22 protein-coding genes, 1 pseudogene and 1 riboswitch are annotated in these 22,796 nt (G+C 39.3%); of the genes and pseudogenes, 8 read left to right on the forward strand and 15 right to left on the reverse strand.

Annotated features, from left to right (window positions below; all coding sequences use genetic code 11):
- Positions 1-137: 137 nt before the first annotated feature.
- Positions 138-312: riboswitch (Lysine riboswitch) on the reverse strand.
- Between the two features lie 255 nt (positions 313-567).
- Positions 568-864 (reverse strand): hypothetical protein, encoded by a 297-nt coding sequence (locus RG571_RS04885; protein WP_002293448.1) that lies wholly within the window; start codon positions 862-864, stop codon positions 568-570.
- Between the two features lie 175 nt (positions 865-1,039).
- On the opposite strand from RG571_RS04885, the gene RG571_RS04890 reads away from it, so the two are divergent.
- From RG571_RS04890 to RG571_RS04900, 3 genes are read left to right on the forward strand one after another with little or no spacing between them, the layout of a single operon-like run.
- Positions 1,040-1,765: an NAD-dependent protein deacylase gene (locus RG571_RS04890; protein WP_114634979.1), complete on the forward strand. Its 726-nt coding sequence runs from the start codon at positions 1,040-1,042 to the stop codon at positions 1,763-1,765.
- The gene (locus RG571_RS04895) at positions 1,758-2,600 is read left to right on the forward strand and encodes a chorismate mutase (protein WP_114634977.1); all 843 of its coding nucleotides are present in this window, start codon (positions 1,758-1,760) and stop codon (positions 2,598-2,600) included. The genes RG571_RS04890 and RG571_RS04895 overlap by 8 nt, the downstream gene beginning before the upstream one ends.
- A 2-nt stretch (positions 2,601-2,602) precedes the next feature.
- A complete protein-coding gene (locus tag RG571_RS04900; RefSeq protein ID WP_002294232.1) occupies positions 2,603-3,124 on the forward strand; it encodes a transcription repressor NadR in 522 nt (173 codons plus the stop codon).
- A 252-nt stretch (positions 3,125-3,376) separates the two neighbouring features.
- On the opposite strand, the gene def is transcribed toward RG571_RS04900, so the two are convergent.
- A complete protein-coding gene (def, locus tag RG571_RS04905; RefSeq protein ID WP_002289284.1) occupies positions 3,377-3,940 on the reverse strand; it encodes a peptide deformylase in 564 nt (187 codons plus the stop codon).
- 250 nt (positions 3,941-4,190) lie between these two features.
- On the opposite strand from def, the gene rpsO reads away from it, so the two are divergent.
- The gene (gene rpsO / locus RG571_RS04910) at positions 4,191-4,460 is read left to right on the forward strand and encodes a 30S ribosomal protein S15 (RefSeq protein WP_002289282.1); all 270 of its coding nucleotides are present in this window, start codon (positions 4,191-4,193) and stop codon (positions 4,458-4,460) included.
- Between the two features lie 187 nt (positions 4,461-4,647).
- Positions 4,648-6,774 (forward strand): polyribonucleotide nucleotidyltransferase, encoded by a 2,127-nt coding sequence (pnp, locus tag RG571_RS04915; RefSeq protein WP_114634993.1) that lies wholly within the window; start codon positions 4,648-4,650, stop codon positions 6,772-6,774.
- A gap of 158 nt (positions 6,775-6,932) precedes the next feature.
- Here pnp and RG571_RS04920 read toward each other — a convergent pair.
- The 13 genes and pseudogenes from RG571_RS04920 to efp form a co-directional block, all read right to left on the reverse strand.
- Positions 6,933-7,730, reverse strand: a pseudogene (locus tag RG571_RS04920) (IS3-like element ISEfa10 family transposase); the annotation flags it as partial.
- A gap of 345 nt (positions 7,731-8,075) precedes the next feature.
- Entirely contained in the window at positions 8,076-9,455 is a 1,380-nt protein-coding gene (locus tag RG571_RS04925; RefSeq protein WP_002286868.1) for an FAD-dependent oxidoreductase, read from the reverse strand.
- Between the two features lie 174 nt (positions 9,456-9,629).
- Positions 9,630-10,799, reverse strand: coding sequence for a pyridoxal phosphate-dependent aminotransferase (locus tag RG571_RS04930; RefSeq protein WP_002319313.1), 1,170 nt, complete (start codon positions 10,797-10,799; stop codon positions 9,630-9,632).
- Complete coding sequence (locus RG571_RS04935; RefSeq protein WP_002294351.1) at positions 10,774-11,925, reverse strand: M20 family metallopeptidase; 1,152 nt, start codon at positions 11,923-11,925, stop codon at positions 10,774-10,776. Before RG571_RS04935 ends, RG571_RS04930 begins: the two co-directional genes overlap by 26 nt.
- Positions 11,885-13,246, reverse strand: coding sequence for an aspartate kinase (locus RG571_RS04940; RefSeq protein ID WP_002286872.1), 1,362 nt, complete (start codon positions 13,244-13,246; stop codon positions 11,885-11,887). The genes RG571_RS04935 and RG571_RS04940 overlap by 41 nt, the downstream gene beginning before the upstream one ends.
- On the reverse strand, positions 13,243-14,244 hold the full coding sequence (locus RG571_RS04945) for an aspartate-semialdehyde dehydrogenase (protein WP_002286873.1): 1,002 nt from the start codon (positions 14,242-14,244) through the stop codon (positions 13,243-13,245). The genes RG571_RS04940 and RG571_RS04945 overlap by 4 nt, the downstream gene beginning before the upstream one ends.
- Before the next feature lie 15 nt (positions 14,245-14,259).
- The gene (gene dapD, locus RG571_RS04950) at positions 14,260-14,955 is read right to left on the reverse strand and encodes a 2,3,4,5-tetrahydropyridine-2,6-dicarboxylate N-acetyltransferase (RefSeq protein ID WP_002301230.1); all 696 of its coding nucleotides are present in this window, start codon (positions 14,953-14,955) and stop codon (positions 14,260-14,262) included.
- A 5-nt stretch (positions 14,956-14,960) separates the two neighbouring features.
- Positions 14,961-15,677, reverse strand: coding sequence for a 4-hydroxy-tetrahydrodipicolinate reductase (gene dapB, locus RG571_RS04955; protein WP_002319316.1), 717 nt, complete (start codon positions 15,675-15,677; stop codon positions 14,961-14,963).
- Positions 15,674-16,555 carry a 4-hydroxy-tetrahydrodipicolinate synthase gene (gene dapA, locus RG571_RS04960; protein ID WP_002339135.1) on the reverse strand — a complete coding sequence of 294 codons (882 nt, stop codon included), beginning with the start codon at positions 16,553-16,555 and terminating at the stop codon, positions 15,674-15,676. The genes dapB and dapA overlap by 4 nt, the downstream gene beginning before the upstream one ends.
- Positions 16,556-16,557: 2 nt before the next feature.
- Positions 16,558-17,358, reverse strand: coding sequence for a diaminopimelate epimerase (gene dapF, locus RG571_RS04965; protein ID WP_308947663.1), 801 nt, complete (start codon positions 17,356-17,358; stop codon positions 16,558-16,560).
- A complete protein-coding gene (lysA, locus tag RG571_RS04970) occupies positions 17,345-18,604 on the reverse strand; it encodes a diaminopimelate decarboxylase (RefSeq protein WP_002286883.1) in 1,260 nt (419 codons plus the stop codon). The genes dapF and lysA overlap by 14 nt, the downstream gene beginning before the upstream one ends.
- A gap of 214 nt (positions 18,605-18,818) precedes the next feature.
- On the reverse strand, positions 18,819-19,067 hold the full coding sequence (locus tag RG571_RS04975; protein ID WP_002305974.1) for a hypothetical protein: 249 nt from the start codon (positions 19,065-19,067) through the stop codon (positions 18,819-18,821).
- Positions 19,068-19,090: 23 nt separating this feature from the next.
- Entirely contained in the window at positions 19,091-19,654 is a 564-nt protein-coding gene (efp, locus tag RG571_RS04980; protein WP_002289434.1) for an elongation factor P, read from the reverse strand.
- A gap of 427 nt (positions 19,655-20,081) precedes the next feature.
- Between efp and RG571_RS04985 the strand changes: the two genes are divergently transcribed.
- From RG571_RS04985 to RG571_RS04995, 3 genes are all read left to right on the forward strand, one after another.
- On the forward strand, positions 20,082-20,999 hold the full coding sequence (locus RG571_RS04985; RefSeq protein ID WP_025478382.1) for a PLP-dependent cysteine synthase family protein: 918 nt from the start codon (positions 20,082-20,084) through the stop codon (positions 20,997-20,999).
- A 12-nt stretch (positions 21,000-21,011) separates the two neighbouring features.
- Positions 21,012-22,157, forward strand: coding sequence for a cystathionine gamma-synthase (locus RG571_RS04990; protein WP_002319320.1), 1,146 nt, complete (start codon positions 21,012-21,014; stop codon positions 22,155-22,157).
- 170 nt (positions 22,158-22,327) lie between these two features.
- Positions 22,328-22,786: an S-ribosylhomocysteine lyase gene (locus tag RG571_RS04995; protein ID WP_002289439.1), complete on the forward strand. Its 459-nt coding sequence runs from the start codon at positions 22,328-22,330 to the stop codon at positions 22,784-22,786.
- Positions 22,787-22,796 lie beyond the last annotated feature (10 nt).

Below are 22,796 nucleotides of genomic sequence, written 5' to 3' on the forward strand. Positions count from 1 at the left end.
TTTTTTCTCCCTTTCTGATTATATGATACACGAGCGGTCTAGATGAAATGCGGTAAAGCTTTATCTGAAAAAATAAAAAGCGACCGATTTATAGATATAAAAAGGCCGCTAAAATTCCATAAGGTGATAAACCTCTCACAAAACATAGCACAACTTAGCATCACTGCTAAGACAGTCCGCAAGCTCTTAACTTGCGTCCCAACATACACTCCAAGCAAAAAAGTGCACATTTCGGCGATCCTCCCTATTCCTGCTTCTCCATGTTTGCTTCACTCCACAGGGTTAATGATTCTCGCGACCTCTACCTCATTGATTGAGGCATCTCGTATTCAGTTATTTATACAAAAAAAGTTTACGATACTCGAGAGGCTTTGTCAATCTATAACTGCTGTTTTTTGAAAAAATACTGATAAATATAGAAATCTTTACTTTTACCGAAAAAAGAATCAAAATGTGAATCATCTATCCATTGTAAACGATAGTATAATTATACACAAAAATGTATGTAATACAATAAAAAAAGAACTGAAACAGAAAATTTCCTGTGTCCAGTTCCATCTCGATCATTTAAGCTGCCGCTTTCTTTGGCTCGCGTCCTAGGATCGCTTGCAAAAGAACAACGACGCCATAAATGGCTAATATTAGATAAATCAAACTTGAGTATTGGGTTATTCCCCAGCCCCATGTTCGATATACGGCTAATGTAATGGCTAAAACAATTGCGGCAATCACGTTGAATAAAGCAAAAGCCCAAAGATTTCCATTTTCTTTGCGTACAAGATAAAAAACAGAGAAATAAACGCTTAACGCTAACCAGGCGATACAAGCCAGAATAACGCCCCAATAAATAAAGAATGGTAACATATCGATTCACCTCACTTTTATACAGCAGTATTGTAACACGTTTTCATTCTTTTGTCAGTGAACATTGTGATAAATTGTTCAAATGCCCATAACACTTTTTTATTCCCATTTTTCTGACTTTTCAACAATAAATTTGTTCGAGTATGGGCTATAATGGAAAATGAGGTGACAAAACATGAAACAATTAACAGTAGACGAAGCAGCAAAAGAGATATTAGCTTATCAGCAAATTACATTTTTGACCGGTGCAGGGGTATCCACACCTTCTGGAGTGCCAGACTATCGATCTTTGTCAGGAATCTACCACGGGATGGAGCAGCCGGAATACTTGCTGAGTCATCAAGCAATGGTGAATGAACCGGATAAATTCTATCAATTTGTCAAAAAGATTTATCATCCTGAAGCAAAACCCAATATCATTCATTTGGAAATGGCACATCTAGCGAAAGAAAAAAATGTCTGGGTCGTTTCCCAAAACATCGACGGGTTGCACGCAAAAGCTGAAAGCCCGCAACTCGTCAATTTTCATGGAAGTTTGTATCAATGTCATTGTCGAAAATGTCAACAAACGGTAGACTGGAAAGAATATCTTCACAGCGACAAACATCAAGCATGCGGAGGACAAATACGCCCAGACATCGTGTTATATGGTGAAGGGTTTCAAGATGGAGTCATGGAGCAGGCGGCTTATGCCGTCAGCCAAGCAGAGCTGATCGTCATTGTTGGAACGAGTTTTCAAGTTCATCCGTTTTGTGATCTGGTACAGTTTCGCCAGCCGTCAGCCAAAATCTTAGTAATCAATCAAACGCCTGTTTATTTAGCGGAGCCTTATACGTTTATTCAAGAAGACGGAGCGGTTGTTTTCAAAAAAATACAAGAATTAGGAGCAGATTATGACTGAATTCAAAACCGAAAAAGAAAAAATGATTGCAGGCGAGCTTTATTTTGCCAATGATCCTGAGCTGGTTGCCGACCGTATGTTTGCAAGAAGTCAAAGCCAAATCATCAACCAAGCAGAATCAGCGGAACTGCGATCCCAATTGTTGAAAGAGACTTTTGGCCGTACAGGGAAAAAAATCTATATGGAGCCAGTTATCAATTTTGATTACGGATATAATATATTTGTTGGGGAGAATTTTTATGCAAATTTCAATTGTACATTTTTAGATGTCAGCACGATTGAAATCGGTGATAACTGCATGTTCGCTCCGAATGTCCAGCTTTACACGGCGACGCATCCACTACATCCAGTGAAACGTAACAGCGGTCTGGAGTACGCAAAACCCATTAAAATCGGTCATAATGTTTGGTTAGGCGGAGGCGTTATCGTCACGCCGGGTGTCACTCTAGGGGACAACGTAGTAGTCGGCGCAGGTTCGGTTGTGACCAAATCTTTTCCCGACAATGTAGTGATTGCAGGAAATCCTGCTCGTATCATCAAGACAGTAGAGGAAGAACTAACAGAAGAGTCTCTTGAAACATTACGTCATAAGATCGATATGATCGATCGAGAGTTGGTTGCTTTATTAGAAAAAAGAATGGATACGGTAACTAAAATAGGACAAGTGAAAAAAAAAGAAAACCAAGCAGTTTATGATGCAAAAAGAGAGCAGCAAGTATTGGATAAAGTTGTTAGTCTTCTGAAAAATAAGGGATATAAGGAAACAATAACAGACACGTATGTTGATTTGATGAAACACTCGCGCGAATACCAAAACAAAATGAAGGAGGAATAAGTGTGATCGAAGGAGAGACACGGCGAAAACAAATCATGCAAACCTTGGCAAATACAGAAAAACCAGTGAGTGCTAGCAAGTTTGCGAAAACTTTTGGAGTCAGCCGTCAGATCATTGTAGGCGATATTGCTTTACTACGAGCTGCAGGTAAAAGTATCGTGGCAACAGCAAGAGGTTATATCCTCGAAACAGAAGAAACCAATACTGGGCACATCAGTAAAATCGCTGTCCAACATGGAAAAGATCAAACAGAAGAAGAACTGAGACTAATCGTTGAAAATGGTGGTGAAATCATTGATGTAATTGTGGAACATCCCCTTTACGGTGAGTTAGCAGGAACTTTGCACATCAAAACGCCACAAGATATCGATTCCTTTATGAGACGTTATCAAAAAAGTAATGCTACTTTGTTATCCGAATTAACAGGCGGCATCCATCTGCATACGATCCGCTACCCAGAAAAGCATATGCTGAAAAACATCAAACAAAAACTAGCTGAAGCAGGAATCCTCTACGAAGGATAACATCGTAGCTGCTACTTTTTATCCTAGAAACTATTCTATCATCTCTGAGATAAACACCCATATGGAAGAAATAAGAAAAAATAAGAAAAGATGCGTATCCAATACACAGAATTTTTTGGAATTGCGATTTCTAGATGTCTATCTAAATTTCGATTAGTGGAGAAACATAAAAAAGGGAAGTGCAGCTTTTGAGCACTCCCCTTTTTTATAAAGCTTTCTTGTAGCATAGTATCGAAGGAACCTGCCAATTCTCTACTCGATCACCAATACGCCTTCTTTTAGTGCAAATGGATTTTGATCGTTGATGTGGTCATAGAACATCACACCGTTGATATGGTCGATTTCATGTTGAACGACGATCGATTCATAATTCTTCAAACGAATCTTGTGTTTTTCACCATTCATATCATAATAAGACACAGTGATTTTGGCATGGCGAACAACATATCCTGGTACTTCTCGATCAACAGATAAACAGCCTTCACCTTCCCCTAAACAAGCATCTTGAACAGAATGGCTCAAAATTTTAGGATTATACATAACAGTACTTAGAGAAGGTCCATCTGCCTCTGGGTCAGGACTTGGTACGTGAACAGCAATGATTCTTTTAGAAATATCTAATTGAGGAGCAGCTAAGCCAACACCGCCTCGTAAGTGTAGTTCTTCAGCTTTGATTGGATCTTGGCTGTTTTTTAAGAACTCAAGCATCTCTTTTCCTAAAGAGATATCTTCTTCGCTTAATGGAAGAGAAACTTCTTTTGCAACTTCGCGTAAGGTCGGATTTCCTTCACGAATGATATCATCCATTGTAATCATGGAATATGTACCCCTTTCTTAAAAGACTGTGTTTCAAGTCTATTTTCGCATTATAGTTTACCACAAAAATGGAAAAGTAGTAGTAAGATTGTTTGAAAACTACCTTTTCTTAATGATTAACTACTTGATTTTCAACCCGGTTTCAGGTAAAGTATAGCTGTGTGCTCTAGGCACATGACCTGCCACTTGGTTAAGCGAATCACCAACGTTTTACTCAGTCGCAGGGGAATAATCGAAAGAGGTGAAAGAAATGGCAATTTCAAAAGAACGCAAGAATGAAATCATCAACGAATACGCTCGCCATGAAGGGGATACTGGTTCTCCAGAAGTACAAATCGCTGTATTAACTGAAGAAATCAACCACTTGAATGAACATGCACGCGTGCACAAAAAAGACCATCATTCATACCGCGGCCTAATGAAAAAAGTTGGTCACCGCCGTAACTTGTTAGCTTACTTACGTAAAACTGACGTTCAACGTTACCGCGAATTGATCAAACGTTTAGGCTTGCGTCGTTAATTTTAGTCAAAAAGAGTGGGATTCACATGAATCTCACTTTTTTTACTCGTATATCAATTAAGTAAAATTCCGTGATCAAGCTAGATGGACTCCTACTAACCAAATGAAAGCTGCTCAAAAGACGGCTTTCGGCAGTTTTCATTTGTTTAGTAGCGTCTTGCTTTCACGAGAAGGAAAAGGAGAAGTTATGTCAGAAAAACAAGAATTCAAAACGACATGGGGTGGCCGTCCCTTACAAATCGAAGTCGGTCAGCTAGCAAAACAAGCAAACGGAGCCGTTTTAGTCCGTTATGGAGATACAGTAGTCTTAAGTGCAGCTGTGGCCTCTAAAGAAGCAAAAGATACAGACTTTTTCCCATTAACGATCAATTATGAAGAAAAAATGTATGCAGCAGGGAAAATCCCTGGAGGTTTCATCAAACGAGAAGGCCGTCCAAGTACGGAAGCAACATTGACTGCCCGTTTGATCGACCGTCCAATTCGCCCGATGTTTGCAGAAGGCTTCCGTAATGAAGTCCAAGTAACGAACATCGTGATGAGTGTAGAAACAGACTGCTCGCCAGCTATGGCAGCAATGCTAGGTTCTTCTTTAGCACTATCAATCTCAGATATCCCATTTGACGGCCCAATCGCAGGCGTAGAAGTTGGTCGTGTAAATGGCGAGTACGTCTTGAATCCAACAGTAGAACAAGCAGAACAAACAGATATCGAATTGACTGTTGCCGGAACGAAACAAGCCATCAATATGGTTGAAAGCGGCGCGAAAGAAGTTTCAGAAGAAGACATGCTTGGTGCATTGCTGTTTGGTTTTGACGCTATCAAAGAGTTAGTTGCTTTCCAAGAAGAAATCGTTCAAGCAGTAGGGAAAGAAAAAATGGAAGTGACTTTACTGCAAGTTGATGAAGTATTGAAAAAAGAAATCTTTGATGCTTCTTACGCTACAATGAAAGCAGCAGTAATGACTGAAGAAAAACTTGCTCGCGAAGATAATATCGAGCAAGTGAAGATCGATATCCGCGAAGCTTATGCTGAGAAATTTGCAGGTCATGAAGATGAAAATCACTTGTTGAAAGAAGTCAAACAAATCACAGAAGATCTTGAAAAAGATGTCGTACGTGAATTGATCACCATCGATAAGATCCGTCCTGACGGGCGTAAATTGGATGAAATCCGTCCATTGTCATCAGAGGTCAGCTTATTGCCACGTGTACATGGATCAGGTTTGTTCACACGAGGACAAACACAAGCTTTATCAGCTTGTACACTCGCACCTCTAGGAGAGCACCAAATCATTGATGGTTTAGGGGTGGAAGTCAGCAAACGATTCATCCACCACTACAATTTCCCTCAATTTTCTGTTGGTTCTACAGGACGTGCAGGTTCTCCAGGGCGTCGGGAAATCGGACATGGCGCATTAGGTGAACGTGCGTTAGCACAAGTAATCCCTTCAGAAGAAGAATTTCCTTATACGATCCGTTTAGTAGCAGAAGTATTGGAATCAAATGGTTCTTCTTCCCAAGCAAGTATCTGTGCTGGCACATTAGCATTGATGGATGCAGGTGTACCAATCAAAGCACCAGTCGCCGGTATTGCGATGGGACTTGTTTCTGATGGTGAAAACTATACGATCCTAACTGATATCCAAGGGCTGGAAGATCATCTTGGCGATATGGACTTTAAAGTTGCCGGTACAAAAGATGGTATCACTGCTTTACAGATGGATATCAAGATTCAAGGAATCACAGAACAAATCCTAACTGAAGCATTAACTCAAGCAAAACAAGCACGTATGGAAATCTTAGAAGAATTGACTTCAACGATTGCTGCTCCACGTGAAGAATTAAGCCAATATGCACCAAAAATCGAAATGATCCAGATCGAACCTGCTAAAATCAAAGATGTTATCGGTAAAGGCGGCGATACGATCAACGGAATCATCGATGAAACTGGTGTGAAAATCGATATCGATCAAGATGGAAAAGTAAGTATTGCTTCAGCTGATGCAGAAATGATCAAAAAAGCTATCAAGATCATCGAAGATTTGACCAAAGAAGTCAAAGTTGGTGAAGTTTATCTAGGGAAAGTTGTCCGTATCGAAAAATTCGGTGCATTCGTCAACTTGATCAAAGGAAAAGATGGACTTGTCCATATTTCCCAATTAGCAAACGATCGTGTCAATAAAGTCGAAGATGTTGTTAAACTAGGTGATGAGATCCTTGTGAAAGTAACTGAAATCGATAAACAAGGACGCGTAAATCTGTCAAGAAAAACAATGTTGAACGAAGATGGTTCAACGAAAAATGAAGAAAAATAATTTAATTCATAGGAATAATGTACTTGTGATCGTGAAGGTGACAGGGGGACAATAATTATTCGAAAAAAGGGGACTGTGACAATGTAGTGACCCCCAAAAGTTAGACTTTTTTGGAGTGGAGAAATCCACTCCTTTTTTCATGCTCTAAAATGATATTTTTACACAACCGTAACGGTTGTTTTACGAAATTGGACGGGACTTTGCCAGTTTAATTTCTGTTTTATCCGTTCATTATTGTAGTAATAGATATAGCTATCGATGGCTGATTTTAATTCCTCGAAACAGTTATAAACTTTCCCGTGAAAAATCTCTTGTTTTAATAAGCCAAAAAAATTCTCCATAAGTGAATTATCTAAGCAGTTCCCTTTCCGAGACAGGCTTTGAAAGATTTTGTACTCCTTCAATTTGTTTCTATAAGCTTTCATTTGATACGCCCAACCTTGATCTGAGTGAAACGTACGACGATAGGGACAATCGTTAGTGGTCTGGATAGCTTCCTCCAAACCTTCCATTACCGCTAATGCATTGGGCTTTTCAGAGATACGATAGGATAAAATCTCACTATTGAACATATCCATAAAAGGATCTAGATACAATTTCTTTTGACGGATAATGCCTTTGGCATCCACTTCATGGTATTTAAATTCAGTTGTATCCGTCGTGATTTTCTGATGGCAGATACTGGTGTAGAAACGACGATGGATCCGATTTTTGGCTACTGCTCCGACTTGTCCTCGATAAGAATTGTAGCGCCGTGATTTACGTGTGTATGTCGTTACTTTTATTCCTAGCTTCTTGATCAGGCGCTGAACTTTCTTTTTATTGATAGAGAAACCGCGGTTTCTTAGTTCATTGGTCATCCGTAAACAGCCATAATCCTTGTGCTTCTCCCGAATTTTAAGCATTTCCGCTTCAATCTCTTGATCTGGATTTTTACGGTCCAATCGCCTTTGCCATCCAAATAATCATGAACGATCTTTAATTTAAGTTCAAAAGTATATTTAACCATAAAAAATACCGACCTCCAAAAGTTAGATTTTTTGGTCTAACTTTTGGGGGGTCGGTACACAAATCGTGTCACAGTCCCTTTTTTGCAAATAAACGGTGTTCAAAAGCTTGCATCTGCGGTAATAAGTCCAGCCAAGTTAAAAACATAAGAAGCTGTTTTTACTTGGCTGTTCTTATTACTTGATGCAAGGCAGCTTTTTCACAAAAATTTGAGAAACGATTTTCGTGAATTCCTTCTTATTTCTTGAAGCTGACCACTTCTGTCACAACCTCTTTTCAAATATTTCGTTTTCTTATTCTACAAATGGTTCTTCTCCTAACGCTTGTTGAGCGGCTAGATTCAACATGCTCCATTGTCGGTCAAAGCCTGGCTGGAAGAAGAAGTCAGCTTCTGCTAGTTCTTCTAAAGTCAGTTTGTTTTGGATCGCTAGTGCCAATACATTTCCTTGACCTGTAACATCATAGGTAGATAATACTGCTCCTCCTAGCAATTGATGGGTCATTGGATCCGAGAATAATTGGATGGACACTTTTGGATTTCCTTGTTCTTCTGGTACATATTTTGGTCGTAACGTATCTTCATAATAAGACACTCGTACATCTACTCCTGCTTTTGCTGCTGTAAAGCTATTCAATCCGCTTGCTGCAAAATGATAGTCAAAGACACTTAATGCAGAGGAACCTACGACTCCGCCGAACGGTTTGTTTGGTACTTCTTCAAAAAGATGTTTTACTACATAACGTGCTTCTCTACGTGCAACAGTCGCTAAAGCGATCGGCATTTTTTTGCGTGCTGGGATAGAATAAGCAAGTGTAGCATCTCCTACTGCATACACATCTGGAAGATTCGTTTGCAAGTATTCATTTGTTTGGATCCAGCCACGTTCATCTAAGTCAACGATCCCTTTTAACCATTCTGTATTTGCCTTCACACCGGCAGCTTGAATGACTAGATCTGCTGGGATTTCTTTTTCACTTGTTTTGATTGCCTCAACTTTTCCGTTACCAGTAAAAGCTTCGATTTTTGCATTTGTCAAAACTTCAATACCGTTTTCATTTAGGTGTTGTTCTAAAATATCTGTCATCTCAGCATCTAAATAAGTGCCTAAGGGTCTGTCGATCACATCAAGCAAGACGACTTCTTTCCCAGCTTTTCGGCTTGCTTCTGCTGCTTCGATCCCAATGTAACCCGCACCTACGACAGCGATTTTTTTAATAGCCGGATCATTTAATTTTTCTTTGATTTTGGTTGCCCAATTGTATCCACGCATCAAGTAGACATTTTCTAGATCTGCTCCTGGTACTGGCAGATTGTTTGGTTTGACACCAGAACTCAAAATCAATTTGTCATAAGGATATTCTTTTGTTTCGTTATCTGATGCGCTAGTAACCGTTACTGTTTTTTTATCGGCATCGATCGTTTTTACTTCGTGATTATTTAAAATATGAACATTGGATTGCGGAAAGTTTTCTGGTCTGAAATTACGTACATCATTTACATCTGTTACCTTGTCTTCTAAATACAGCTCCATACCGCATGACATGAAGGAAATATAGTCTCCTGCTTCAAATAGCGTGATATCTACATTTTCACCGTATCGTGTCAATAGTTCCAAGATCGATTGATGCCCTCCATGAGATGCACCTACAATGACAACTTTGATTTTTTCCATTGATGAAACCTCCTTGAATATTCTTTTAAAATCATTCTAAACAATTTAAACTTAACATTACATTAGTTATGAATCAAAAGAAACGCGTTCATTTGAACTAAATTTAAAAAACAATCGTCTCCTTGCAGAATATACCGCAAAATTAACGATTGTTTTTTTGATAAAATCTATGAATCACTGTTCTGTTAAAAAGTCTTTGATCCGTTTGCAGGCCTCATATAATTTTTTCATGCTGCTAGCATAAGAAATCCGGATATAACCTTCTCCTTCTGGGCCAAATGCAATTCCTGGGATACACGCAACTTTTGCCTGTTCCGCTAATTCTACACAAAACTGCCAAGAGTCAGTTTGAATGGCAGCTGGGAGTTTGCAAAACAAGTAAAATGCACCGTTTGGCTGGGTCACTTCAAATCCTAAAGGCGCCAATTGCTGGACCAGATAGTCTCTTCGTGTTTGATATTGCTCTTTCATATTCTCGCTATCTTTCACCCCATTTATTAGCGCTTCAGCTGCAGCTTTTTGCGACATCGTTGTAGCGGCAGTCACCAGATATTGATGGACTTTAATTAGTTCGTCAATAAGGGCTTTTTGAGCAAAAATAAAGCCCACTCGCCAACCAGTCATCGCATGTGACTTGGATAACCCGCTTATCACGATTGTTTGTTCTGGAAGATAAGTAGCTATGGACATATGCGTTCCACTATAAGTCAATTCAGCATATACTTCATCACTTATAACAAATACCGGATATTTTTTTAAAACCTCAGCGATTGCTTTCAATTGTTTTGCAGACAATGTCGTCCCAGTAGGATTGTTAGGATAGTTTAAAATGACTGCTTTGACAGCTGATCCATATTGTTCAAATGCTCGTTCAAATTGTTCCGGCTGACAGACAAACCCTGTGTCAGAAGTATCTATCGGGATCAATTCAGCACCAGCTAGTTCCACTAATGGCTGATATCCTGAATAAGCAGGCGCTGGAATAAGAACCTTGTCTCCTTCTTCCAAAACAGATAACAACGCAGAGGCAATCGCTTCCGTTGCACCAACTGTCGTCAAAACTTCCGTTTGCGGATCATAAGTTAATCCATAACGCTGCTGCTGAAACATACAAGCCGCTTCCCGCAGTTCCTCTAATCCTCTCATTCCGGTATAGTGAGAAAAGTCTTCTTCAATCGCTGCTATTCCTGCTTGCTTGACATGTTTAGGAGTTGGAAAATCCGGTTCTCCCAGGGTGAGTTTGATCACATCTGGTATCGACGATATTTGCTGATCGAATTGTCGTATTTTTGATACTTCTATTCTAGAAAGCCTGGGACTAAATCGATTGGATAAATTCATCATTATTTACTCGCTCCTCTTTTGAACTGCTATCGATTTTTACAAGAAGATTTTCTGTAAAAAGAATCGTTTTGTACCATTCTACACCATTTTCTAAAACATCCATATCAAAATCGAACGTCGGATCATGTAAAGCAGGGGTATCACCGACACCTAAAAAGAAAAATACACATGGATATTGTTGCGTATATATGCCAAAATCTTCGGCTTGAAGAACTGGAGCATCTAATTCATGTAGTTTGTTTGAATCTAACAGTGCTGCATATAAGCCTCTATGGTTGATTACAGCTGGATAGCCGTCATTATAGCGAAAAGAAATAGTAGCTGTAGAGTGAAACTGTTCTGCTAAATGGTCTAATCCCCTCTTCAAATAATTTTGCATATCTGAACTGTAAGAACGGATACTTCCGGATACAATAACTTCTCCAGCTAAAACATTTCGGATCGTTCCACCTTGGATTTGGCCAAATTTCATTAGATGATTCCACTCTGCCGGTAATTGCCGGTCAAAATCATAAACATTCTTCAAAAATCGTACAGCTGCCTCAAGACTATCGATTCCTTTTTCACTAGAAGCAATATGTGCAGACTGGCCTTTAATGATAATGTCTGTTTCACTGCTTTGTGCCATCAAAGGTCCTGGTCGAGAGAAAACTTCTCCCTTAGCTAGTCCAGGCCATAGATGAAAGCCAAATATTGCTTGTACTTCATATTTATCCAACAATCCTGACTGAATAACGCTTTGTGCGCCACCGGAAATTTCTTCTGATGGCTGATAGATCAGTACTACATTATAAATAAGATCCTCAATGTGTTTAGTTATAAAGTCAGTCAACCCTAAAAGCATCGCCATATGTCCGTCATGACCACATGCATGCATATAACCTTCATGCTTAGAAGCAAAAGAGAGATTCGTTTCTTCTTTGACTGGCAGTGCATCGATATCTGTTCGAAAAGCAATCGTTTCTTCTTGTTGATTATCAAAATAAAGGAGTAGTCCTGTTTCGCCGATTTCATGGATAACGGCCCCGCTGTTTTTTACTTGTTCATATAAATATTTTTTTGTCTTGAATTCATGAAATCCGATTTCAGGAATTTGATGGAGTGCCATTCGATATTCTTTCAGCATCCGTATTCACCATCCCTTCATAGATACCCTTCACTACTGTTTCATATTGATTATTCGGTACACCGATGATCAGATTCAACTCCTGTGCTCCTTGTGATAAGATCGATGTGCGAATTTCTAATTTGTTCAATATCGATAACACTTTTCCAGATAATCCAATCAATTCTTTATGCGGTCCGCCAACGACAGAGATCAAAGCTAAGTCTTCAATCACGACGATTTCTTCCACGCCAAGTGTTTCTTTTAATTCTTTCGTGATGAGAAATAATTTATCGGCAATCGCTTCTGCTGAGACGATCACTCCGATATTGTCGATCCCTGAAGGAATATGTTCGATTGATATCTCATGTTTAGCAAAAATGCTCATTGCTTTCCAGATAAACCCGATTTCATCGGACATATGACGTTTGAATAAAGTGATGGAAAGAAAATCCTTGCGTCCAGCTATTCCTGTCAGTCCATTTTCCTTTTCTATTTCGTGATTCGATATTTTTGTCCCTTGAGCGAAAGGATCATTGGTATTTTTTATTTGGATGGGGATATCAGCCTCTTGAACTGGGAAAACAGCTGCTTCATGAAGAACGTTAGCCCCCATATAAGCCATCTCTCTCAGTTCTCTAAAAGAGATTTCCTCGATGATTTTAGGATGATCGATGATTCGCGGATCAGCCATCATGATTCCTGAAACATCCGTCCAATTCTCATAACTTTCCGCTTGCAACATCTTCGCCAGTATCGCGCCGGTAATGTCGCTTCCCCCACGGCCCAATAATTTTTCTTTTCCTGCAGGGTTCGCCCCGTAAAACCCTGGAACAACCATTTTCGGATATCTTTTAAATGCTTTTGTGATTTCCTGTGCTGTTTTTTCCTGATCGATTTTCCCATCATAGTCAAAGAAAATCAGGTCTTTTGCGTCAATAAACTGGTAACCAAGATACTCAGCCATCAGTTGAGCAGTCAGATATTCACCTCTACTTACTAAATAATCTTCAGTTATCTTTTCGTCTTCCAGTTGTTTCTGTATGCGTGCTAGTTCATCTTCAATAGGTAACTGCAGGGCAAGAACATCTCTTACTTGAATGAAACGATCACAAATCCTTTTCCAAAGGGGTGTCCAATCAACATGATGCTGAAGGTAAGCATAAATCAAATAAAGTAAGTCTGTTACTTTGTCATCATCTGACGTACGTTTGCCTAAAGCAGAAACAACGATCACTTGGCGATTGGGATCTGAAAGAACAATTGTACGGACTTTTTTGAATTGCTCTTCATGAGACATCGATGTTCCGCCGAATTTCGCTACTTTCAGCGTATTACTCATCTTGCCACCTCCGCTATTTTCTGCATTAAAGCTGCAGCAATCTGTACGGCATTCGCAGCGGCTCCTTTGCGTATGTTATCGGCAGTCGTATAGAACAACAATCCGTTCTCTAAAGAAGTGTCTTTTCTGATCCTCCCAACATAAACCATATCTGTTCCTCTAGCAAGAATGCTCGTCGGATATTTATGTGCTGCTAGATCATCTTCTAATTGAATCCCTGGAAACTGGCTGAGACACTCTCTAATTTCTTCCGTCGTAAACTCTTTTTGCAGTTGAACTGCCACAGAGACTCCATGTCCATTTTCGATTGGCACACGTACGCAGGTTGCTGATACTGGCAAAGCAGGCTGATGCAGAATCTTACGGGTCTCATTTATCATTTTCTGTTCTTCTTTTGTATACCCATTTTCCAAAGGCTGATCGATTTCCGGAATCACCGTTTGGCTAATATTATAAGGATACAAAACTGGTTCCTCGTCATTTTGCGTACGATGAAGATCTTCAATGCCTTTTTGCCCGGAACCAGAAACTGCTTGATAGGTCGAATAATTGACTCGCTGGATACCAAAGGCTTCTTGTAAAGCTTTAAGCGGAAGTACCGCTTGAATGGTTGAACAATTTGGATTTGCAATCAGCCGATTCAATGTATAGTCTTCCAGATTGACCTCTGGAACGATTAATGGAATATCCGAATCTTCCCGCCATGCTGAGGAATTATCTATGACAAATAGTCCCTGACTTCGTGCGATTGGCGCAAACTCTTTGGATACAGAAGCACCTGCAGAAAATAGCGCTAAATCATATCCTTCAAATGAAGTTTCTGTCAATTCCTGTACAGTGTGTTTCTTTTTCTTGAATACACAAACTTTACCGGCTGAACGTTTTGAAGCTAATAATTTCAATCGTCCTACTGGAAAATCATATTCTTCTAACACTTTGAGCATCGTTTGGCCGACTAATCCGGTTGCCCCCACAATACAGGTATCTATTTCGCGCATTTTTCTCCATCTCCTCTATAATTCGCGTAACGCAGCAATCAATGCTGTATTTTCTTTTGTCTGATCATCACTTATTTTTAATACACGTGCAGGTATTCCACCGACAACAGTGCCTGCTGCCACATCTTCTAAAACCACTGCTCCTGCTGCCACGACTGCATCTTTTCCGATATGGACACCTTCAACAATCACTGCATTCGCACCTACCAGTACGCCGTCTTCTACGATAACCGGTTTGGCCGATGCTGGTTCGATCACACCTGCTAAGACAGCTCCTGCACCAATATGGCAGTTTTTGCCCACTGTCGCTCGTCCACCTAAGACAGCACCCATATCAATCATCGTGTTTTCACCGATTACTGCACCAATATTGATAATCGCTCCCATCATGATCACGGCATTGTTGCCGATTGACACTTGATCTCTGATAATAGCACCTGGTTCGATACGAGCATTAATTTTTTTAATATCTAGCAAAGGAACTGCGCTGTATCTTGCAGCAGTTTCGATTTCGATTTCAATGATTTTTTCTGATTCAGCTTCTAAAACCGGAGCAATCGTCTCATAGTCACCAAAAACAACGAAGCTGCTTCCTTCACCAAAAACTTTACTTTCTTTAAATTCGATTGGCTCGGTTACATTCAGATAGACTTTCACAGGCGTCTTTTTAGATGCCGTTTGAATGTAGCGGATGATTTCTTGAGCTTCCACGTTTTTTACACCCCTTTGTCCATTAATAAATCTTCTAATTTGTAATAACCTGGTGACTGATCTTTCAACCAGTCCGCTGCTTCTACTGCGCCTGCAGCAAAGATTCGATTAGAAAAAGATTCATGTTTGATCGTAAATATTTCATCAGTAGCAGCAAACAATACATCATGTTCACCAGGTAAAGAACCTGCACGAATACTGTGTACACCAATTTGGTTTTCTTCTCTTTTTTTCCCTTGCCAGTTGTATACGGGCTGCAGCTTTTGCACTTCTTGGATTGTTTGAAGCAGCATATTTGCAGTACCAGATGGTGCATCTTTTTTACGACTATGATGTTTTTCAATCAGTTCGATCTGCCAGCCTTGCAACATTGCAGTTGCTTGCTTGATTAGTTGATTCATCACCATGATGCCGAACGAAAAATTAGCACTATACATCACAGGTACATGTTTGGCATGTTCTTTTATTTCTTGGAACTGTGATTGTGTATAACCTGTCGTGCCAATGACTAACGGAAGTTGATATGATAAGCTATACGAAAGGATTTTCTCTAAATTATCTGGATGAGAAAAATCAATAAGCAGTTCTGGCAGTTCCGTAAAAGCAAGCGTAGTTGCTTCTTTAGGTGCCGTCCGTAAAAGAAGGACCGTATCTCCTCTTTCTTGTGCAACTTCTTCGACTCTATTTCCCATCTGTCCACTGCCAATCAGTCCGATTTTCATTTTTCAACCGTCCTTTCCCTTAGCAAAAGCAGAGCTAATTGTTTCTTTTTCTCTTTTGAAAGAGAAACTAAAGGCAGGCGTAGAGGTCCGGAAGGTAAGTCTAATAATGACATGGCTGCTTTGACAGGAATAGGATTGGTCTCACTGAACAAGGCATGGATCAGTTCAAGTGCATTTAATTGCTTTTCTTTTGCTTGCTGCCATCTTCCGTCCTGCGTATCTTTTACTAATTCATGGACTATTTTAGGTTGGATATTCGCCCATACACTTATTACACCGCTTCCTCCTACACTCATTACTGGTAGGATCAAATCATCATTTCCACTGTAAAGGAAGAATTCTTCTCCAATCAACCGAGCGGCATCCATCACATAAGCCATATCTCCTGAGGCTTCTTTCAAACCAATGATATTAGGATGTTCTGCTAAATTTACTAATACATGAATTGGAATCGACATGCCTGTTCTAGAAGGAACATTATACAAAATAAGCGGAATCGGTGAGGCTTCTGCAATTGCTGTAAAATGAGCAGCTAGTCCTGCGTCACTTGTTTTGTTGTAGTAAGGGGTGATGACCAAAAGTGCGTCTGCCCCCAAAGAAGCAAAATGCTTCGCTTTTTCAATCGTTTCTTTTGTATTATTCGTTCCAGCTCCTGCAATCACCGGCACACGGCCAGCCACTTTCTTTACTGTCAGTTGAAGGATCTTCTCCTCCTCAGATTGTGTGAGCGTAGAAGATTCTCCTGTTGTACCTAAAACTAATAATCCGTCTGTTTGTTCATCTAAATGGAATTGGATCAATTTTTCCAAACCAGCATAATCTACTGATCCCTCTTCATTCATCGGCGTGATCAGCGCCACGATCGAACCTTTTATCATCTTCATTCCTCCAATATTCTTGTCCATTCATGAACTGCTGGGCCAGCCATTTGTATCGTATCCTTACCAGAGATCATCAAGTCTCCTTGTTCCAAGTGAACAACTACCTGATCTGCTGAAATTTTCCCAGTTTCCTTAGCAACCACATAAGAGGCACAGCAACCTGTACCGCAAGCAAGTGTCCAACCTACACCTCTTTCATAGGTACGGACGATCAATTCTTGTTCATTGACTACTTCTACAAAGTTGACATTGGTTTTTTCTTTGAACAAAGGATGATGACAGATCAGTTCACCTCTTTTTCTCCAGACTTCCTCACGCGCATTTTCAACAAAAACAACGGTATGAATCGTTCCTAAAAATAAACTAGTGATCGTTACTTTGTCACCATTGATCTCTATTTCCTGGTTTTTTATTGGATAAGTTTGATTAGTTTTGATTTTTTCCGGAGAATCATCTGGCACTCCCATATCTACGCTGCAATAAAAAGGTGAGGGGTCCAACACCGTAATTTTTCTTGTGCCTGCTAATGTCTCTACGTTGAATTCCTGTTCATTCATCATGTTCTGATCATTTACGTATCGAGCAAAACAGCGAATGCCATTTCCGCACATCGGCGCGCGACTGCCATCTTTGTTGTAATAGATCATTTCCAACGGATCGATTTTTACGGCGATCAATCCGTCTGTATCATATTTTTCTTTTGTGCATAAAGAAGCGGCTAATTGACTATAATCTGTGTCTTCTGCGTAATCTAATAAGATAAAATCATTTCCGCAGCCATTATATTTATGAAGGATCATAGGAAACTTCCCCCCTTAGTAGATCAGAAAATGCTTGTCTGCGAACAATCAGTCTTGATTGGCCATTATTGACAAAAACAACTGCTGGTCGTGTCGCTCGATTGTAGTTGCTGCTCATCGAGTATCCATAAGCTCCCGTGGAATAAACAGCTAAAAGATCACCCGATTCTGCTTTCGGCAAATAAGCTTCTTTAATTACCACATCGCCTGATTCACACATTTTTCCTGCAATCGTCACTTTCTCTGTTTTTTCTTCCGACAGTTTTGCTGCTAAATCACAATCGTATTCTGCCTGATACAGAGCTGGACGGATATTATCTGTCATCCCGCCATCTACAAAGTAATATTTTTTATGTGGTGTCTTTTTGATGAAACCAATCGTGTATAGTGTTGTACCAGCTTCTCCAACAATACTTCTACCCGGTTCGATCAGTAATTGACGAATGGTCAGTTTTCGTTTTTCCAAAGCTTCTTCCGTATATTCAATCAGTTTTTTTAGTGCCTCTTCGACTGGGATCGGCTGATCATTTTGTGTATAACGAATCCCAAACCCTCCGCCAAGATTCAAGGAAAGAGGTTGGTCAAAATCGGTTAAGTAATTCGTCAATTTGTCGATTTCAGCTAACCAAGCAGTAACATCAAAAATTTGTGACCCGATATGAGCATGAAATCCTTCTAACTCTAGATAGCTGCTTTCTTTTATCAACTGAAGGGCTTGTTGGCACTCTTTACTTTCATAGCTCATGCCGAATTTTGAATCAATATGCGCAGTGACGATATATTCATGAGTATGTGCTTCTACTCCGACATTCAACCGAAGCATGATACAGATTTTTTTTAAATAGCGTTGGCTTAATTCTGCTAATAATTCAACTTCCATCAAATTATCGGCAACAATATGCAACAAATCATTTTCAAGTGCATAGATCAGTTCCTCTGGCGTCTTGTTGTTACCATGGAAGTAGATAGTATCTCTAGGGAAATCAGCTTGCAAAGCGGTATAGATTTCCCCACCACTGACAACATCTAGCCCGAATCCATATTCACGAACTAAATGCAGCATCTCAATCGTTTGGAATGCTTTAGAGGCGTAAAGCACTTTTGTATCAAAACGTTTCGATACAAAGCCTCGCTTGAATGACAGCATCGTTTGTCTCATCTTTTCTTCATCATACACATACAGAGGTGTCTTATACTTTTCTGCCAATGTGCTTGCTGTGACTCCGCCAATTATCAATTCTGTCATTTTTTCATTCCTCTTTTCACTTTTTTTCCGTTTTTATTGGAATTTAATTTGATAAAGATTTGAATTTTATTGGAATAATATTAAACAAAATTTTCTGAATTGTCTAGTATATTTCGAAATATTTTTTTAAAAATAAGAATAAAAATGGTTATAAAAACAAAATACCCGAACTATTAGAAGCTATTTATACATAAAAACATAAATTCAACACTATTTAGTGATGAAAGAATATTTTCGCTTCAATATAGTTCGGAATAGTTCGGATATTTTCAATTTTATGAATCATTTCAATTTCTTCATAAATAAGTGCAGTTTCTTCTTTCTCTAGCTTTTGCCATTCATCTTTCAAAATATAAATAAAATCAAATACTTTTTTATTTTTCAATTTGCTGATTCCACAAAAAAACCTCTTGAAAGGCAGATCCGATGATCTGCCTTTCAAGAGGTCAAGCTCTGTTTTCAAATTCTTATCAATCCGTTAGCGAATTATTTTGACGCACGTTTTACATAAGAACCTTCTGCTGTATTGATTTCCAACAATTCATCTGTTTCGATGAAGTCAGGAACATTGACTACTAAGCCAGTTTCCATTGTCGCTGGTTTACCTGAACCAGTGACTGTTGCACCTTTGATGGAAGGTTGTGTTTCCACAACACGTAATACGACAGTTGTTGGTAATTGAACGCCGATGACTTCGCTACCGAAGAATTGGATTTTTACTTCCATGTTTTCTAGGATATATTTCATTTCTTCTTCTACTGTTTCTACAGGAATTTCATATTGCTCATATGTTTCCAAATCCATGAAGAAAGCTGTATCATCCATCGTGTACAAATATTGTACAGGTTTTGTGTCGATATGTGCTTTTTCAAATTTTTCTTCTGGTCTGAACGTTGTGTCGTATGTTGCACCTGAACGGACATCTTTCAGTTTCATACGCATAACTGTATTTCCTTTACCAGGTTTATGGTGGCTTGCATCCAGAACTTTAATCAGTTTGCCGTCTTGTACGAAAGTCATACCGGCTCTTAAATCACTTGCTGAGATCATTATTTTTGCTCCTTCTTTTCTTTATCATAATCAACTTTATTGTATCAGACAACCGGCCAGAAAACTAGAGTATTCTCTATCTTTTAAGGTCTCATGCCTATTTGTCAGAAAAATAAACACGGGTAAACGATGCTATCGAAATATTTTTTTCTTTCAAGCCTTTGACTTTTATTTTTTTTCATGCTATCGTTAATAAAAATTTTACTTGGAGGGATACACATGACAGTCAGCAACCAAAAACAATTGAATCGTTGCTGTTGTATTGTGCATAAAAGCAGCATACTATTTGTCATGTCTATTAATTGCCCTTCATAGAATGAGTACCAGGTAACTTATCTTTTTATCTACTCAATTTTTCTCTATGTCTTTCAAGGAGCTGATTTAATAGTCAGCTCCTTTTTTTATTATCTTTTTTTAGGAGGCCCATATGATTATCTCGACAATTACAGAAGCTATTGGTTCCACACCGCTTTATCGCTTTGACAATCAGCACTATTCTATGCCTAAAGGTTCTGCTATTTATGCAAAACTAGAATATTTAAATCCTGGAGGAAGTATCAAAGATAGATTGGGCAGTTATTTGATCAAAGAAGGATTTGCCCAAGGAAAAATCAATGAAAAAACGACGATCATCGAACCAACTGCCGGAAATACAGGAATTGGGATCGCTCTGGCCGCACTCACATACAAATTAAGAACGGTTTTTGTTGTTCCAGAGAAGTTTAGCTTAGAAAAACAACAATTGATGAAAGCATTGGGAGCAAAGATCATCCATTCTCCTAGTGAGCAAGGAATCATCGGTGCCATCAGCAAAAGTAAAAAACTTGCAGAGGAGATATCAAACAGCTATCTGCCTCTTCAATTTGAAAATAAAGATAATCCTGCTGCTTACTATCATACGTTAGGGCCAGAAATCTTTCATGAAATCAAAGAAAATATCCATAGTTTTGTAGCAGGAATTGGGAGTGGTGGAACCTTTGCTGGAACTTCTACCTTTTTGAAAGAAAAATATCCCGACATTCGAATAATCGGTGTAGAACCAGAGGGCTCTGTGTTAAATGGTGGTGATCCAGCCCCTCACGAAATTGAGGGTATCGGTGTAGAATTCATTCCGCCGTTTCTTTCTCACCTTTCAATCAATCAGATCGAGACAATCTCTGATGTAGAAGGGTTTAACTATACTAGGCAGTTAGCACGAGAACAAGGACTATTAGTTGGAAGTTCGAGTGGTGCGGCTTTTGCAGCAGCATTAAGAGAAATTCGTCGTTTACCACCTGGTCATCGTGTCGTTACGATTTTTCCAGACGCAGCAGACCGCTATTTATCAAAAAACATTTACTTATAGGAGGAAAGAAACATGCACATTCAAACAAAATTGATCCACGGAGGCATCAGTGAAGATCCCACAACAGGAGCTGTCAGTGTACCTATTTATCAAACATCCACTTATCGGCAAGATGGCGTCGGCCAGCCTAAACAATATGAATATTCAAGATCTGGTAATCCTACTCGTTTTGCATTGGAAGAACTGATTGCTGATTTGGAAGGCGGTGTTCGAGGATTCGCTTTTTCTTCTGGTCTTTCTGGGATTCATGCCGTTTTTTCTCTTTTTCAAGCTGGCGATCATATCTTATTAGGAGATGATGTCTATGGAGGAACATTCCGTCTATTTGACAAAGTTCTTACTAAAAATGGTCTCGAGTACACGATCATAGATACGAGTAATCTTGATAAAATAGAACAATCCATCAAACCCAATACAAAAGCACTTTATCTTGAAACACCTAGCAATCCGCTTCTAAAGATTACTGATTTAGAAAAAAGTGCCACTCTGGCTCATCAACATGGATTGATAGTTATTGCTGACAATACATTTGCTACTCCTTATTTTCAAAGACCTTTAGATCTCGGTTCTGATATCGTTGTCCATAGCGGTACCAAATATCTAGGCGGACACAGCGATGTAGTAGCTGGTTTAGTGACTTCTAACCATAAAGATCTAGCCGATCAGATCGGATTTTACCAAAATGCTATCGGAGCCGTACTTGGTCCCCAAGATAGCTGGTTACTTCAGCGCGGAATCAAGACACTAAGTGTTCGTATGGAGGAACATCAAAAAAATGCTTTTGTGATAGCTGATTTTCTATTTTCTCATCCAGCAGTAGAAAAGGTCTACTATCCAGGATTACCCGATCATGAACTCCATGGAGTTGCTAAGCAACAGATGAGCGGCTTTAGCGGAATGATTTCTTTTACTTTAAAAAATGAAGAATCTGCTATTCCATTTGTTGAATCACTCCAACTATTTACTTTAGCAGAAAGTTTAGGTGGCGTAGAAAGTTTAGTGGAAATTCCTTCTGTCATGACTCATGCGTCTATTCCAAAAGAAAAACTAGAAGAGGCTGGCATAAAGGACGGCTTGATCCGTCTTTCTGTAGGAATTGAGTATGGTCAGGATCTCATAAACGATTTAGCTCAGGCATTTGACAGAATCAAGAACTAGAAGTCCCAATAAACGACTTAGCAGAAAAATCTAAAAAATATTTCAGATTGCTACACCTTGGAAACGATAAGTGTTAGAATCAAGTAGAAAGACGTTTTTGTAAATTTCACTAAATAATTCTTTAGTGAAAAGCATCAAAACGAATGAACAAACAGATAGGAGTCTTACAAATGAGAATGAATGTCGAAAGTTTTAATCTTGACCATACAAAAGTCAAAGCACCTTATGTACGTGTAGCTGATCGAAAAACGGGTGCGCATGGCGATGTCATCATTAAATACGACGTCCGCTTTAAACAACCAAATAAAGAACACATGGACATGCCAAGTCTACATTCACTTGAGCACTTGACTGCCGAACTAATCCGCAATCACGCAGATTACATCGTAGACTGGTCTCCAATGGGATGCCAAACAGGCTTTTACTTGACTGTATTGAATCATGAAAGCTACGAAGACATTTTAGATGTTCTTGAAGCAACAATGAAAGATGTTCTTGAAGCTACTGAAGTACCTGCAAGCAATGAAACACAATGTGGCTGGGCTGCCAGCCATACACTAGAAGGTGCACAAGCTTTGGCTCGTGAATTTTTAGCAAAACGCGATGAATGGTCTGAAGTAGAAGCATAGTTTCTAAAAG

Source organism: Enterococcus sp. FR204, assembly GCF_031143325.1.
Lineage (GTDB): Bacteria > Bacillota > Bacilli > Lactobacillales > Enterococcaceae > Enterococcus_B > Enterococcus_B faecium.

Excerpts from the sequence above, each read along its gene's own strand:
- RG571_RS04885 (WP_002293448.1), bottom strand. The coding sequence starts at position 864 with ATGTTACCATTCTTTATTTATTGGGGCGTTATTCTGGCTTGTATCGCC.
- RG571_RS04890 (WP_114634979.1), top strand. The coding sequence starts at position 1,040 with ATGAAACAATTAACAGTAGACGAAGCAGCAAAAGAGATATTAGCTTAT.
- RG571_RS04895 (WP_114634977.1), top strand. The coding sequence starts at position 1,758 with ATGACTGAATTCAAAACCGAAAAAGAAAAAATGATTGCAGGCGAGCTT.
- def (WP_002289284.1), bottom strand. The coding sequence starts at position 3,940 with ATGATTACAATGGATGATATCATTCGTGAAGGAAATCCGACCTTACGC.
- rpsO (WP_002289282.1), top strand. The coding sequence starts at position 4,191 with ATGGCAATTTCAAAAGAACGCAAGAATGAAATCATCAACGAATACGCT.
- pnp (WP_114634993.1), top strand. The coding sequence starts at position 4,648 with ATGTCAGAAAAACAAGAATTCAAAACGACATGGGGTGGCCGTCCCTTA.
- RG571_RS04925 (WP_002286868.1), bottom strand. The coding sequence starts at position 9,455 with ATGGAAAAAATCAAAGTTGTCATTGTAGGTGCATCTCATGGAGGGCAT.
- RG571_RS04930 (WP_002319313.1), bottom strand. The coding sequence starts at position 10,799 with ATGATGAATTTATCCAATCGATTTAGTCCCAGGCTTTCTAGAATAGAA.
- RG571_RS04935 (WP_002294351.1), bottom strand. The coding sequence starts at position 11,925 with ATGCTGAAAGAATATCGAATGGCACTCCATCAAATTCCTGAAATCGGA.
- RG571_RS04940 (WP_002286872.1), bottom strand. The coding sequence starts at position 13,246 with ATGAGTAATACGCTGAAAGTAGCGAAATTCGGCGGAACATCGATGTCT.
- RG571_RS04945 (WP_002286873.1), bottom strand. The coding sequence starts at position 14,244 with ATGCGCGAAATAGATACCTGTATTGTGGGGGCAACCGGATTAGTCGGC.
- dapB (WP_002319316.1), bottom strand. The coding sequence starts at position 15,677 with ATGAAAATCGGACTGATTGGCAGTGGACAGATGGGAAATAGAGTCGAA.
- dapA (WP_002339135.1), bottom strand. The coding sequence starts at position 16,555 with ATGATAAAAGGTTCGATCGTGGCGCTGATCACGCCGATGAATGAAGAG.
- dapF (WP_308947663.1), bottom strand. The coding sequence starts at position 17,358 with ATGATCCTTCATAAATATAATGGCTGCGGAAATGATTTTATCTTATTA.
- lysA (WP_002286883.1), bottom strand. The coding sequence starts at position 18,604 with ATGACAGAATTGATAATTGGCGGAGTCACAGCAAGCACATTGGCAGAA.
- efp (WP_002289434.1), bottom strand. The coding sequence starts at position 19,654 with ATGATCTCAGCAAGTGATTTAAGAGCCGGTATGACTTTCGTACAAGAC.
- RG571_RS04985 (WP_025478382.1), top strand. The coding sequence starts at position 20,082 with ATGATTATCTCGACAATTACAGAAGCTATTGGTTCCACACCGCTTTAT.
- RG571_RS04990 (WP_002319320.1), top strand. The coding sequence starts at position 21,012 with ATGCACATTCAAACAAAATTGATCCACGGAGGCATCAGTGAAGATCCC.
- RG571_RS04995 (WP_002289439.1), top strand. The coding sequence starts at position 22,328 with ATGAGAATGAATGTCGAAAGTTTTAATCTTGACCATACAAAAGTCAAA.